Source organism: Effusibacillus dendaii (assembly GCF_015097055.1).
GTDB classification, from domain to species: domain Bacteria; phylum Bacillota; class Bacilli; order Tumebacillales; family Effusibacillaceae; genus Effusibacillus; species Effusibacillus dendaii.
In genome coordinates, this window is the sequence record NZ_AP023366.1 from 935,629 (window position 1) to 948,476 (window position 12,848).

The 12,848-nt window shown below is 49.3% G+C and carries 17 protein-coding genes; 3 read left to right on the forward strand and 14 right to left on the reverse strand.

The window, feature by feature from the left end; translation table 11 throughout:
- Position 1: 1 nt before the first annotated feature.
- The 3 genes from skT53_RS04900 to skT53_RS04910 form a co-directional block, all read right to left on the reverse strand.
- Positions 2 to 958, reverse strand: a complete 957-nt coding sequence (locus tag skT53_RS04900) for a metal ABC transporter substrate-binding protein (protein WP_226375342.1) — start codon at positions 956 to 958, stop codon at positions 2 to 4.
- Positions 959 to 1,076: 118 nt separating this feature from the next.
- Positions 1,077 to 1,520 carry a Fur family transcriptional regulator gene (locus skT53_RS04905; RefSeq protein ID WP_200760044.1) on the reverse strand — a complete coding sequence of 148 codons (444 nt, stop codon included), beginning with the start codon at positions 1,518 to 1,520 and terminating at the stop codon, positions 1,077 to 1,079.
- 131 nt (positions 1,521 to 1,651) lie between these two features.
- Positions 1,652 to 2,587: a transposase gene (locus skT53_RS04910; protein ID WP_200760045.1), complete on the reverse strand. Its 936-nt coding sequence runs from the start codon at positions 2,585 to 2,587 to the stop codon at positions 1,652 to 1,654.
- Positions 2,588 to 2,883: 296 nt separating this feature from the next.
- Between skT53_RS04910 and skT53_RS04915 the strand changes: the two genes are divergently transcribed.
- Positions 2,884 to 3,477, forward strand: a complete 594-nt coding sequence (locus skT53_RS04915) for a cytochrome d ubiquinol oxidase subunit II (protein WP_200760879.1) — start codon at positions 2,884 to 2,886, stop codon at positions 3,475 to 3,477.
- A 115-nt stretch (positions 3,478 to 3,592) separates the two neighbouring features.
- On the opposite strand, the gene skT53_RS04920 is transcribed toward skT53_RS04915, so the two are convergent.
- From skT53_RS04920 to skT53_RS04950, 7 genes are all read right to left on the reverse strand, one after another.
- The gene (locus skT53_RS04920; RefSeq protein WP_200760046.1) at positions 3,593 to 4,033 is read right to left on the reverse strand and encodes a pilus assembly PilX N-terminal domain-containing protein; all 441 of its coding nucleotides are present in this window, start codon (positions 4,031 to 4,033) and stop codon (positions 3,593 to 3,595) included.
- 1 nt (position 4,034) lies between these two features.
- Positions 4,035 to 4,514 carry a PulJ/GspJ family protein gene (locus skT53_RS04925; protein WP_200760047.1) on the reverse strand — a complete coding sequence of 160 codons (480 nt, stop codon included), beginning with the start codon at positions 4,512 to 4,514 and terminating at the stop codon, positions 4,035 to 4,037.
- Entirely contained in the window at positions 4,471 to 4,866 is a 396-nt protein-coding gene (locus tag skT53_RS04930) for a type IV pilus modification PilV family protein (RefSeq protein ID WP_200760048.1), read from the reverse strand. Before skT53_RS04930 ends, skT53_RS04925 begins: the two co-directional genes overlap by 44 nt.
- Positions 4,863 to 5,375, reverse strand: coding sequence for a GspH/FimT family pseudopilin (locus tag skT53_RS04935; protein ID WP_200760049.1), 513 nt, complete (start codon positions 5,373 to 5,375; stop codon positions 4,863 to 4,865). Before skT53_RS04935 ends, skT53_RS04930 begins: the two co-directional genes overlap by 4 nt.
- Entirely contained in the window at positions 5,302 to 5,643 is a 342-nt protein-coding gene (locus skT53_RS04940; RefSeq protein ID WP_200760050.1) for a competence type IV pilus major pilin ComGC, read from the reverse strand. The genes skT53_RS04935 and skT53_RS04940 overlap by 74 nt, the downstream gene beginning before the upstream one ends.
- A 74-nt stretch (positions 5,644 to 5,717) precedes the next feature.
- The gene (locus tag skT53_RS04945; RefSeq protein ID WP_226375343.1) at positions 5,718 to 6,764 is read right to left on the reverse strand and encodes a type II secretion system F family protein; all 1,047 of its coding nucleotides are present in this window, start codon (positions 6,762 to 6,764) and stop codon (positions 5,718 to 5,720) included.
- Positions 6,653 to 7,789: a GspE/PulE family protein gene (locus skT53_RS04950; protein WP_200760052.1), complete on the reverse strand. Its 1,137-nt coding sequence runs from the start codon at positions 7,787 to 7,789 to the stop codon at positions 6,653 to 6,655. Before skT53_RS04950 ends, skT53_RS04945 begins: the two co-directional genes overlap by 112 nt.
- Positions 7,790 to 8,005: 216 nt before the next feature.
- On the opposite strand from skT53_RS04950, the gene skT53_RS04955 reads away from it, so the two are divergent.
- Positions 8,006 to 8,812, forward strand: a complete 807-nt coding sequence (locus skT53_RS04955; protein ID WP_226375344.1) for a sulfite exporter TauE/SafE family protein — start codon at positions 8,006 to 8,008, stop codon at positions 8,810 to 8,812.
- On the opposite strand, the gene skT53_RS04960 is transcribed toward skT53_RS04955, so the two are convergent.
- Genes skT53_RS04960 through skT53_RS04975 form a run of 4 tightly spaced genes read right to left on the reverse strand, consistent with a single transcriptional unit; the run spans position 8,802 to position 12,095 of the window.
- A complete protein-coding gene (locus tag skT53_RS04960; protein WP_200760053.1) occupies positions 8,802 to 9,194 on the reverse strand; it encodes a M67 family metallopeptidase in 393 nt (130 codons plus the stop codon). The genes skT53_RS04955 and skT53_RS04960 overlap by 11 nt on opposite strands.
- Before the next feature lie 17 nt (positions 9,195 to 9,211).
- Positions 9,212 to 10,498 carry a GTPase ObgE gene (obgE, locus tag skT53_RS04965; protein WP_200760054.1) on the reverse strand — a complete coding sequence of 429 codons (1,287 nt, stop codon included), beginning with the start codon at positions 10,496 to 10,498 and terminating at the stop codon, positions 9,212 to 9,214.
- A gap of 6 nt (positions 10,499 to 10,504) precedes the next feature.
- On the reverse strand, positions 10,505 to 11,257 hold the full coding sequence (locus skT53_RS04970) for a Spo0B domain-containing protein (protein ID WP_200760055.1): 753 nt from the start codon (positions 11,255 to 11,257) through the stop codon (positions 10,505 to 10,507).
- Between the two features lie 40 nt (positions 11,258 to 11,297).
- Positions 11,298 to 12,095: a hypothetical protein gene (locus skT53_RS04975; RefSeq protein WP_200760056.1), complete on the reverse strand. Its 798-nt coding sequence runs from the start codon at positions 12,093 to 12,095 to the stop codon at positions 11,298 to 11,300.
- A gap of 88 nt (positions 12,096 to 12,183) precedes the next feature.
- Between skT53_RS04975 and skT53_RS04980 the strand changes: the two genes are divergently transcribed.
- On the forward strand, positions 12,184 to 12,846 hold the full coding sequence (locus skT53_RS04980; RefSeq protein ID WP_200760057.1) for a GntR family transcriptional regulator: 663 nt from the start codon (positions 12,184 to 12,186) through the stop codon (positions 12,844 to 12,846).
- The last annotated feature ends 2 nt before the right edge of the window (positions 12,847 to 12,848 follow it).

Below are 12,848 nucleotides of genomic sequence, written 5' to 3' on the forward strand. Positions count from 1 at the left end.
GTCAATTCCCCAATGCTATCGTGAGATTCTTCAAATTCTCTCTCATCTTCGAAATGTAGTCCTCGCCTTGCTTCAATTCGTCTTCAGACAAGCCCTCGATCGGATTCAGGACGAGCGTCTTCGCACCGATTTCTTTTGCGACCGTATCCGCCACTTTCGGAGAAACAAGCGTTTCGAAGAAAATGTATTTCACGTCATGCGCACGAGCTTCTTTCACAACATTTGCCATCTCCTTCGGGCTTGGTTCTGCATCCGGCGCCAGACCCATCAGTGGAATCTGCTGCAGACCGTAACGCTTTGCGAGATAGCCGAACGCCGCGTGCGTGGTGATAATCTCTTTATTCTTTACTTTCCCAAGTTCGGTTTGAAACTCCTGGTTGAGCGCTTCGAGCTTACTGGTGTATTCTTTCGCGTTCGCTTCGTATTTGTCTTTGTTCTGGGGATCTTTTTGAACAAGTGCTTCGGTGATCTGTTGAACTTCCTTTTCGGCGTTTACCGGATCGAGCCAGATGTGCGAATCGTATAACGTTTGCTGGTGTTCGTCTCCATGCTCAGGCGCCGTTTCTTCAGCCTTGAGCAGTTCGATGCCCTTGCTCGCGTCTACCACGACCAGTTTGGATTTGTCGACGCTGTTTAACACCTTTTCGATCCAAGGTTCGAAACCGGCTCCGTTATATATGAAAACGTCCGCTTGCGAGATTGTCTTCATGTCCTTCGGAGTGGGTTCCCAATCGTGCGGTTCGACACCTGGTTGTATCAAATTGTGAACTTCAATATTGTCCTTGCCAACATTTTTTGTAAAATCAGCCAACGGATAAAAACTGGTAACCACCTGAATCTTCTTGTTTTCCTGCGGCGCAGAGTCGTTTTTTTGAGCCGGAGTGGAGCAACCGACCGTCAACATGAACAAGGACCCGACAGCAAGCGAAGAAAACAAACCTTTTGATATCTTGTTCAATTTAACCCTCTCCCCAAATCGTAATCGTTCTTATTTACCACATAGGCAAGTATATATTCCCACAAGGAGGTCCGTCAATACAAATCGGAAAATTACGATTTAGAAATTGGAAGAATTTCTACTGCGGGGTGCCCGCACACGAAGAGCAATAGCCCTGTATTTCGAACCGGTGGTTGGTAACCGTAAAGTTGTCGAGTTTTTCTTGCAAAAATTCCATCGGGCATTCCGCCACAATTGAAGTCGACCCGCAGCCCAAACAAACCAAATGGTGGTGATGGTGATGACGCGGGTCGTCATGATCGCAAGATAAGCGAAATTTGCTTGCTTCGTCGTTAAACTCCATTTTTTCTATGATTTCTTTATCCAAAAGCAGCGACAACGTGCGGTAAATCGTGTCATAGCTGACGTTGGGATGTTTTTGCTTCACACGCTCGTACAAATCCTTGGCAGCCAAATACTTGTCGCGATTTTCCACGAATATGTCGATGATTTCCTTCCGCTTTCCAGTGAACTTGTACCCGGCTTGCTTCAATTGCTGCAGAATCTCTTCGCTTCTGTCCATAGGCACCTCCTGATGTTTCGCAAATCAGATTCATTCCTATTTAACATGAAGTTTTCGTCGTTTGTCAATGCAGAGCTTGTTGAATAATTAATTGGCACGTTTCATTCGATATTTTTCCTGATTCGAGTTTATTATCGGTTCCAAGGAGCTTTCGCACTGGTTGTTCCGGTAGACTTGTCTACCAGCCGATCACAAAGGTAAGCAAAAAGCACCCACATGACATGCCGTCGATACCGCTTTTGTCCAAATAGTCGTGGGTTTTCGAGGTGATATTGTACCTTTAGGGTCGAAAAGAACCTTTCTGCTGCCGATCTCTTGCGCAACATCCGTTTGCCAAGCCCAGTCTTCACATATCGGATATTTTGTTGTCGATATGGATCTTTGATATTCTCCAGTGACTTCGCTCTTCGGGGGTTCACCTCTGTCGCCAGATGAACACCCGTTTCATTGGCAGCCTGGAACAAACGTTTGTCGTCGTATGCTCCATCGGCCAAAATCATGAAGATATCGAGTTGCACAACTTTTTTAAGTAGGTGCGGGAGTTGATTGTCGTAGACATTGGCAGTGGTTAGATCCCATGCCAACGGAATCCTGTCTTCCGAAATAATGGCATGGAGTTTGTAGCCAATGTACCAACCTAATCGGGTTCCCTTCCCTTTACGAGCTTCTGAATCAAAGCGGGAAGCACGCAAAGAGGTACTGTCCCAAAAACAGATACGGGTTTTTGGTTGCAAGACAATCAGAGCAACTTGATAAATGTCTTCATATAGGGTGTCTTCCAGTTCTTGTGCCCGAATACACAGCGTGGAGTAGTCAGGCACAGATGTCAATCCAATTAGAGCCTGGGCAATTGGATCATGTTGCAAACGCCATTCAAGTTCTCGGAAACCATGAATTCGCTGAAACGCTTGATAAACAAAACATTTTAGGATTTGTACATCCGAATAAAGCTTGGGACGACCCCTTCGGGGGCTGACTTCCTCCTGAAATTGTTCGAGCAAATGATCAATTCGGGAAAATAACTGTAACAAAGGATTTTCTTTGGTGATGTTCAGTGCTAGAATCAAACTAGATCCGCCTTTCTTGGTGATGTTTGGTCGCACTTACATCTTACCAACAAATGGCGGATTTTTGTTGTTCATTTCAAGACAAGGATTTATTCAACAAGCTCAATGCAAACAAAACGGTCCCAACCTACGCGAGGCGGCGACAATTGGCAGAACAATAAAAGATTGTAAATCAATGGGTATGTTCATCCGATTCATGGGAAAAATGTACCAACGAAACAAATAGATGATCCGCATTTTATTTGTTAAGCGGCAAGAGGAGGGAACTCGACAAATTGCGGGGCGTTCATACCCACATGAGACGGCTTGTACGGCAGATGAAGACGGTTCGAATGATGCTGGCGGTCACCGTGGGAGTAGGATTTGTCAACGGGGTGTTATTGATCATACAATCTTATAATCTGGCACAAGTTGTAAATTATGTTTTTTTGAAACATGCCCGATTGAATCAGATCAAGCCCTGGCTCTGGTTATTATTTGGGCTGATTCTGATCCGAGGCGTATTCATATGGTTAAATCAGGCGGTTTCCTCCCATCTGGCAATCCGTTTGGTCATGTTCCTGTTTGCCGTCTTAAGCTATTATAATACGAACCTGTTCAGCAAAGTCAGCATCGATCCGGGCGCAATGCCTGTACTGGCAGCCATGACATTATTATCCGTTCCCTTTTTTATTCACACCAAACGGGATGGATGGGCGTTTTTCATGACCTCACTGACGATTGTATTTTCGTCGGTCACCGTTTTTCTCCATATGTTTCCGCGTGTCATGATCAGCTCTCTGAATCCCGATTGGAGTCTGACCATCTATAATGCCGCATCGGGAGCCTACTCGTTGCGCGTTATGACCATTATCACCATCACTGTCTTACCATTTGTTCTGCTCTACTAGGCCTGGACATACTGGGTGTTTCGACACCGTTTGCGTCCCGACGGGCATATAGAGTATTGACTGGGTTCACATCCCAAAAAGAAGCCTAACGGGATAGCCCGCAAATATTCTTGACTCACTCGCTCCAGTCCACAATCTTCTTCTGTCGGGTGTCATACAGAATCTCGATCGACTTCCTGGCACGGGGAGGAATCCGACCTTCCGAACGGATACGGACGATGCGAGATACTTGCGTTCCCTGTTTGTTCTTATCAGATGTGGGTTGTCTGCTTTCGACTGTTTGATTTACCTGCGGTATGGTGATGACCGTTACATCATACACCCCTTCACCGAATGAAACGGACTGAAATCCATCTTGCCACATCGGTTCTTCCTCTATCTTCGCAAGCGCCCGAAAAATCCCTGCCTCCGCGATATACCGGGTCTGCTGTGCGGTGATGTCCGCCCGAGCAGTTCGATAATCCGCAGCCGACAATCCAAACAGTCCGACGGCCGTCATCATGCCAATCATCAACAACATCACCGTCAGAAAAAGCGCACTGCCTTTCTCGTTCAATTTACCACCTTCTTGCAGCTATTATGGCCTCTTGTTCAGACTCTCTGTCAGACCCCTGCAGACCAATTGCAATTTTAACCGCCAAAGACCCAATCTGTTCCGTTCGCCACTTGTTTACCCCTGCCGCAATCACGGAGGAGCCTTTGTTATTGACCGATCTCAGTAAATTTCCATTGTTGGAGAGCCGATACCGGATCTGATCCTGCCGCAAGTCAACAAACACCAATTCGTCTCCCGATTCGATCACCCGTTCTGCCCTGCGAAAGTCCTCTTCGATCAATCTGACCGCCGTCTCGGCCTGCAACCTCGTTTGCACTCCACTGCCGATTGCTGATGCCGTTTTCTGCCAAACTCCCATCCAGCCCGTTATAACAAGCAAAACTACAGACAACACGAACATCCCTATGAGGATCTCGACGAGCGTCATGCCGCGCTGATCAGAATTGCCGGACCGGGACGATTGATTCGCAAGAAACGTCATAAAGCTTCCCCCTTTCCCGAAAACTGACGTTTACCCGCAAATGATCGCCGCCGCTGTCAGGTGAGCGTGTTATCCGGATGTCATACGGTTCCGCCCCTTTCCTGACAGTTTGCTCATCTGTCAAAATGTGTCCCGCGTACGCTTGTTCCATTTGGTCAAAAGCCAGTTGGGCAGCCGACCTTGTCTTTACCGCAATCCGCTGCTCACTTTGCAACGTAGCCCAAATCGGAACCAGACTGATAAACACAATCGACAGTAAAAACAGGGAAACTACCGATTCGACCAGAGAAAACCCTGCTTGCAGCGACCGCTTCGCTCCCCCGCACTTTTCCTCTTCCACGACCCGATTCATTTGCTTCCCCTCGCTTCCTCCAGCTTGATCTGCCCGGAGTGCAGATAAATCGTGATCACCCTCTGTTTTCCCAGCCGATTTTGCAAGGTAACCGATCCTCCTCCAGCCGGATGGCCGTTTTCGTTAAATTGAATGACCTGCCGATTGAAAGGCAGTTTCCGTTCCGAAAATCTCACCCCTGTCGGCAGCATCACCTCTCTCTGCCTCTCCGGTCCTGACACAAGATACCGGTTATCATGCACAAATCCAATGGAACAAGGGGTGCCGGTCAGGTTGGCGACCGAACGGCATTCAGCCAGATCGGCTACCAGTTGGTTGGCAGCGCTCCGCAGTTGTCGATCGGCGACCACTGACTGGTAAACGGGAACCGCTACGGTAAACACAATGGACAAACAAAACAGGACGATCAGCAATTCGGGCAGGCTAAACCCCCAATCATTTTGCAGTCGTGCTGTCCGGATGCTTCGAACAGGTAACAACCGCTTCTTCATTTGCCACAGACATCGCATACGTGCCTCCTTGCGGGCAGACCGGAAGCGTTTGCAAATATTTCTTGCTCACCAGATCTTCCAGTCCGTTTGGCCAACCCCGCTCCGTAAAATAATAATTGTCCATTTGCGAACGGATCAATTTTCGATTTCCTTCACAAGCGGTTGCCTGCGCTTTTTCTCCAACCGCTTTTAAATGCGGCAACGAGATGGCGACAATCACCGAAATTACGAACAGAGAAATGACCAGTTCGACCAGTGTAAATCCCTTTTCTCCTGCCTGATTCATGCTATCCACCCCCTTTGGGTTCATAGTGAGACCTGGCGTCTCTGCCGCCATGGCGAAACTTGTGCCCTTTGGGTTCAAATCGCCTGCACCATCTCCATCATGGGAACTACTACTGCCAATACAACGAAACCGATAAAAACCCCCAAAACCACAATTATCACTGGCTCTGCCAGTTGAACCACAAGCTGCAGCAACCGATTCAGATCCGCTTCAATCTCTCTCGCCACAAATCGGCAAACTCCACTCAAATCACCGCTTGCTTCTGCCGATCTGACTGCACGAACAAGCAGGGGGTCCATCCACTTCTGCGCCTGTAAAGCGCCGCTAAACGTTTCACCCCGCAGCAACCGTTGCCGGATCGATTGCACCGTTTGCCGTTCCAGAGAAAACAGAGCGATTTTTTCATTTGTTTCCAGTGCCTGCAAAAGCGGAACCCCACACTCCGAGAGAACGGCAATTGTGTCCGCAAATCGGCTGGACGTCCAAAGTCTGTAAAAGCGGGCCGCGCCAGGAAAGACAAACGCAAACTGGAAAAACTGGACCTTGCGCGCAAATTTCGCCTTACGCACCAGAAACGAAAGACAAACCATCACACTTATCAACAAAAGGACAATCGGCAGGAAAGTTCGAATTTGTGCGGCAGCCGCAAACAAGAATTGAGTCTCTGAAGGAAGTTGAAAACCGAGGTTGTCATACATCGCTTGAAATCGTGGAAGTACCTGATACAGGACAAATACAGCGGCAAACAGCATGAGGATCGTTACAATCAGGGGGTACACGAGGGAACTCACCAGTTTTTGCGTCCATTCGGACCGCCGTTGAAAATGTTCGGCCAGCCTTCTGAAGGATTGCGCCAAATCGCCCGTTTCTTCTCCAACCCGCACCATCGCCGTAACAAGAGGCGGGAACTGTTCGGCCTGCAATAAATTGGAGAGCATCTGTCCGGACTCGATCCCCGCAACAATAGATTCTAAACTGCGCGCTTCCCGTGCGCTGGACTGCTCCCACATCAACGTGAAGCTCGTATGGAGGGAGAGTCCGCTTTGTAAGAATCCGGCCATTCGTGCACAAAATCGGGAGATTTTCCTCCCTTTTCGCCAGACTCCTGCTTTTCTAAACATCGCACATCCACTCCAAATATCCGTTCATATTCCTCTGCTGCCACCTCTCCTTCCAAAATGAGTTTATGGAGCGCCTGCTGCAAATCATTTACGGCAACCTGCGACGGCCGTCTTTCTGTAATCGCTCCCGTTTGCAGCCATGCCTGCACATCGTCTGTCACGGTCAACATCGAAAAAATCGCCCGGCGGCCACCAGCAACCCGTTTCACTAACCGTTGGCTGATCACCGCTTTGACCGCCGCCGCAACCAGATACGGTTCCACGCCCAAATCAAGCAACCTGAGCAGCGCACCTTCACAATTGTAAGTATGCAGCGTGGAAAGCACCAAATGGCCGGTCAATGCCGCACGAACTGCGATTTCGGCTGTTTCCCCGTCACGGATTTCCCCCACCATGATCACATCCGGGTCCTGACGCAGGATGGAACGCAACCCTTTTGCGAACGTAAGTCCTGCTTTTTCATTGATTTGCACCTGATTGATTCCTGCGATACGGCTTTCAACAGGGTCTTCCAGCGTTACAATATTCAACCGGTCCGTCTGCAGCGATCGCAAAATCGCAAATAAAGTAGTGGATTTTCCGCAACCTGTTGGTCCTGTGACAATCAGCATGCCATGCATTTGCGCCAGAACCCCCTGCAGTTCTTGCAGCAGATCGGGTTTCAGGCAAAGCTGCTGAATGCTGTCGAAAAGCGGTTGCCGACGCAAGAGCCGCAAGGCAAGCTTCTCACCGGATACGGTCGGCAACGACGACACCCGGACGTCGATCATTCCCTGTGACGTTTCCTGTTGAAAACTCCCGTCCTGCGGCATCCTTCGCTCGGCAATATCCATTTCGGCAAGCACTTTGATCCGCTGTACAAAACCGGCCTCACACAGGGGCACATCCGCCGGAAACAAATCTCCCTCACCGCGAAAGCGCGTCTCATAGCCTGTCCCCGAAGGTTCGATATGGATGTCGCTGGCCCCTATTCGAATCGCCTTGTCAATCACATGCTGAACCCAATCGATAACCGGATTCTCCATTTTTTCCACCTCCTATCCCATTCATTTTCCAATTAATTATTTAGCTATTACAACCATATTTTCCTTCTATATTTTTTAAAAATTTTTCGACATAGAAACCAACCGTCTGGCAAACGACGTGTCGAAAAAACAAACCTGATATGCTATATTGAGTGGGAACTTTTTAACGCAGACGACTTTTTTGCAAATCAATTCATGTTGAAAAGAGGCATCATCGTGGATATTGCTTGGATGGACCATTTGGAACTGTTGCTCATCGGAATTATGGCGGGATTTAGCGGATCACTCGTAGGGTTAGGTGGCGCGTTCATCATCATTCCCACACTCGTGTTTCTTTACAATTTCCCGCCGCAATTGATCATCGGAACTTCGATGGCCGTCCTCTTCTTTAATTCGATTTCGAGTTCCTACACATACTCCCGACAACGAAAAATCGATTTCAAAAGCGGCTTCGGGTTTGCAATGGCCATGATTCCTGGCTCGGTGATCGGCGCCTTCGTTGCCGAATCGTTTTCCAGCAAGGCGTTTTATGTGATATACGGCATTATTCTTCTGTGTGTCGCCGGATTTTTGCTGTGGAAACCCGACCAACCCGTCAAAAAGTTTCTGTCGCCAACCATCACCCGCTCCCTGACAGATGTGAATGGCATTACATACACCTATTCCTACCATCGGGGATTTGCCCTGATTGCCAGTTTCTTTATCGGATTCATCTCTTCTCTTTTGGGCATCGGCGGGGGAGCGTTTCTGGTTCCCATCATGGTTCTGCTGCTGGGATTTCCGCCTCATATTGCGACAGCAACGTCCATGTTTGCGATCATGTTGTCTGCTGTTATCGGTACAGCGTCGCATGCAGCGCTGCAAAACGTCATGTGGTTGAAGGTGTTGTTTCTGGCGCCCGGCGCGTTTATCGGCGGACAGTTGGGAGCCCGGACAGCGGCGAAGTTGAAGGGAAAAACCATCATGCGGATTTTGGCCTGCCTGTTGATTGTGATCGCCTTTCGCTTGATTCTTAAATCGTGAAAAACTCCTGCCGTTCCAACCGATTCCCTATTTTCCTATAAAGCGCGGCTACCGGCTTGTCCGGTTGCTGCAGGGAAACGATCAGCAAATTTGACTCCGGATACAGGAACTGTTCCCGATCCTCCTGGGAAGGAACAGGAGGTGCGGAAGGATGCGAGTGGACAATTGCCACCAATCGCTCTTGTGTTGTCTCCAGTTCATGCAGCAAAGAAACCCATTCAGTCGGCGATACGGCAAAATGGGTCTGATCCATGGCGATATTTTGGAGCGGATGGTAACGCACCGCTTGTCCGCGCCCCAGCAGTGCGCCCACTCCTTCTCCAGGCAGTTCTCTCTTTAAATGTGCGACCAATTCATCCCAAACCTGTCTTCCGATCCGCATGTTCCACGTCACGATTCTTATTCGACAAAATCGAATTCCAACTCGCCGATTCGGATTGTTGAGCCGTCTTCGGCCCCCCGCTTCCGAAGCGCATCGTCCACACCCATCTGTTTCAAAATCCGCTGGAATCGTTTCACCGCATCATACTGATCGAAGTTGGTCATCTTGATCAGTTTCTCGATTTTTGCCGAATGGACGACAAACACTTCATTATCCCGCGAGATCGTAAACTCATCCGGCTCTTCTTCCAACCGGTAAACCTTCCGTTCCTCGACAACCGGTTCGTCTATCAGCGTTTCATCCCGTTCCGGCAGACTGTCGAGCAAATCTGCAATCGCATAAAGGAGCTGTTGGACACCTTCTTTTGTGACGCCGGAGATTGGATAAACGGGGGTATCCGCGCCCAATTTCTTGCGGAATTCAGCAAGCTGTTCCTCCGCACCGGGCAAATCCATCTTGTTGGCAACGACAATCATCGGCCGCTCCGCCAATTTTTCGTTGTAAAGTTTCAATTCTTCGTTAATCTTCAAATAATCTTCCCACGGGTCACGCCCTTCCGCAGCCGCCATATCGACCACATGAACGATCACTTTCGTCCGTTCCACATGACGCAAAAATTGGTCTCCCAATCCATGTCCCTCATGGGCTCCCTCAATCAATCCCGGCAAATCAGCCAATACAAAACTGCGGCCGTCGCCGCTCTCCACCACGCCCAAATTCGGTGAAATCGTCGTAAAATGATAGGCTCCGATTTTCGGTTTGGCTGCGGAAACAACGGATAAAAGAGTCGATTTACCGACGCTCGGAAATCCAACCAGACCGACATCCGCTATCACTTTCAGCTCCAAGCGAATCCACCGCTCTTGCCCCGGTTCCCCCTTCTCGGCGATTTCCGGCGCTTTGTTGGCAGCTGTCGCAAAACGGGTGTTGCCCCGGCCGCCCCGGCCGCCCCGCGCCACTACGAGGCGCTGTCCATGCCGCGTCAAATCCCCGAGAAATTCACCCGTATCCGCATCTGACACGGTCGTTCCCGGCGGTACTTTTACCAGCAAATCCTCCGCGTTGGCGCCATGCTGATTTTTCGTCTTTCCATATTCGCCCCGGGGTGCTTTAAAATGGCGTTGGTACCTAAAATCGAGCAGCGTGCGGAGACCCTCGTCGACCACCAGTACAACGTCTCCTCCTTTACCGCCGTCACCGCCAGCCGGACCGCCTTCCGGAACGTATTTTTCACGGCGAAACGAAACGATCCCGTTGCCGCCGTCGCCTCCTTTAACATATACCTGCGCTGTATCCACAAACACGTATCTTCACCTGACTTCCAATAACAATCTGTATGCATTCTGTTCATTCCCCGTTTGTACAACCCAACCACTGTCTATCAGTTCTTCGGTCAGACCTTCCATATATGTATCAGTTACATCTTCTCCTAAAACATCAAGAGTTATTGCAAGCTTTCCCCTTTGTTTGGCGGCGCGTACCACCCATTCCACACAAATCCCCAACTCCTGACACAAATCTTCTCCCATGTCAGCCAATTGCAGAATGGCATCAGCCAGTTTCCGCTCCTCCCCCCCTGAAAACGCAGCGGTATTTTCCAATTCTACAACAAACTTCAGCATATTGCCCTGTAAATCACGCTGCACCAGCCGATAACCGAGTTCTGTCCCCGGCAGGTTGGATAAGGCAGACTGCCGCTGCGCCTCCCCAATCATCTTCTCAACCGGGTCCAGCAATTTCTCGTATTTTCCGAGCTGGAGGTACCCCTTTACCAGCTGGACATGATTCATCATATTATGCCGACTTTCTGCCAGCATGTAAAGCGCTGCCTGCATTCGGTCCGCCTCCATTTGCCGCAAATCGCTATGCAAAAATCGCGGCAGAAAGCCGCCCGTGCCTAATGCAGACAACAGCAACAAGCCAAATCCGGCAAATGCGGCCGACCCCTGGTTGGGGACAGCGATCCCATACACCAGCAATCCGGCTGCCGCCGCCAACTGCAGCAACGCCAATCGCGTTAGCCATCGCCAAATCTGTAAATTGGGCGGTGCATCCTGTTTCACACTTTACTCTCCAATCCGCGAGCAAAATCGATTCTATCGCTCAATATCCTCTCTGTCTTGCCTGCGTCCCCCCGCGTTTGTCCAGTATAGAACGCCATTCCACATTTACCACATAAGGCATCTCAAGGCTGTATACAAGAGAATCCTGCAGGCGTTTTTTCCATACCCGCAAGTCTTCTACCGTATACCCCTGCAGCAGAGATAGTGAAACATCTACTTTCTGGTTATCCACCTTGACCGAATGAATCTGAATCTCCGGCCCCGCCTCGATCTCCGTTAACTCCCGAATATACTGCGGGTGGATCGTTACTTTCCCGCTCAAATACATCGGTTTCACCAGCGTGACCTCTTCTTTGCGCCTCCCCATCAGAATCACCAGTTTGCGAAACCATCCGCCCGTATATGTTTTTTCCACTTCAACCGGTCGGATCGGAATTACATGATATCCCTGGGAACGCTGTTGTTTGGCAAGCGCCAGTTCCTCCTCTGACTGAAAAGACTCGATCGGAATCCACTCAATCTCGCCGGACAACTCAAGCCGGGCGGCAATGCGGCGGATCATCTTTTGCGAGGTTCCGATGATCAGCAGCCGTTCAATATGCAACTGCCGGATCGCGTCGTACACTTCCTGCCGATGGCTGTCCGAGAAAAAAATCGCCCGCTTCGTAGCTGCGTACATCGAGCGTTCGTTTTTGGCCGATTTACCCGCCACTCTCATTTTATTCACGATCAAAATCCCATCGTCGATCACAGCGTCAATCTGGTATCGGGCGACCACTTCGCTCGCCCGATGGCTCTTTCCCGTGCCACTCTTGCCGTACAATCCATATATTTTCAAACCTGGATCCCTCCAAAAACTAACCAAAAAACATTTGTGTGGAAATACAAACTTGTTATAATGAACCTAGGAAATGAGGTGGCATCGTTTGGAACATTTCGGACAATCATTGCCAGAACAAATTGCGGAACGAATTGCGCAACGGATATTGGAAGGAGAATTGCAACTCGGCTCCCGATTGAAAGAAGCGTCGCTTGCGGAAGAATTCGGAACAAGTCGAGCCCCGATTCGGGAAGCGCTCTACATTTTAACCTTGCAGGGACTCGTGGAACGGATGCCTCGCAAAGGGGCCGTTGTCAAAAGTTACACGAGTAAAGAACTCACCCAATTATACCAAGTTCGCTGCCATTTAGAAGAATTCGCGCTGTCTGAAATTTCTTTGCCATTGTCAGATTACGGAAAACAAGCTTTCAATACCATATTAGACCAGATGGGAAATGCCGTCAAAAACAAAGATTTTCACGAATATGCAAATTTAAACATGCAGTTTCACCGGACTCTCTTCGACTTGGCGGACAACAAAATTCTAGCCAGTCTGTATGATCATTTGGAAATTCCTTTGCAGTTTCTGTTAAAATTGTCTGTCGGCAATGAACAGACTTTGGTGCAATCGCATCAGGAACACCAGCAAATTGTCTCTCTTCTCTTCGACGGGCAGCGTGACAAAGCGCTGGAGGCGTTGAAACAACACGATTTGGACAGTTTGTCCCGCGTTTCAAAATATGTAAGCCGATTTAAAGAAAACAATTGACA

Coding starts and splice junctions, on each gene's coding strand:
- skT53_RS04950 (WP_200760052.1), bottom strand. CDS start 7,789: ATGGAGAATCCGGTTATCGATTGGGTTCAGCATGTGATTGACAAGGCG.
- skT53_RS04925 (WP_200760047.1), bottom strand. CDS start 4,514: ATGACGTTTCTTGCGAATCAATCGTCCCGGTCCGGCAATTCTGATCAG.
- skT53_RS04915 (WP_200760879.1), top strand. CDS start 2,884: ATGAGACGGCTTGTACGGCAGATGAAGACGGTTCGAATGATGCTGGCG.
- skT53_RS04945 (WP_226375343.1), bottom strand. CDS start 6,764: ATGTTTAGAAAAGCAGGAGTCTGGCGAAAAGGGAGGAAAATCTCCCGA.
- skT53_RS04905 (WP_200760044.1), bottom strand. CDS start 1,520: ATGGACAGAAGCGAAGAGATTCTGCAGCAATTGAAGCAAGCCGGGTAC.
- skT53_RS04940 (WP_200760050.1), bottom strand. CDS start 5,643: ATGAATCAGGCAGGAGAAAAGGGATTTACACTGGTCGAACTGGTCATT.
- skT53_RS04960 (WP_200760053.1), bottom strand. CDS start 9,194: ATGCGGATCGGAAGACAGGTTTGGGATGAATTGGTCGCACATTTAAAG.
- skT53_RS04935 (WP_200760049.1), bottom strand. CDS start 5,375: ATGCGATGTCTGTGGCAAATGAAGAAGCGGTTGTTACCTGTTCGAAGC.
- skT53_RS04930 (WP_200760048.1), bottom strand. CDS start 4,866: ATGAATCGGGTCGTGGAAGAGGAAAAGTGCGGGGGAGCGAAGCGGTCG.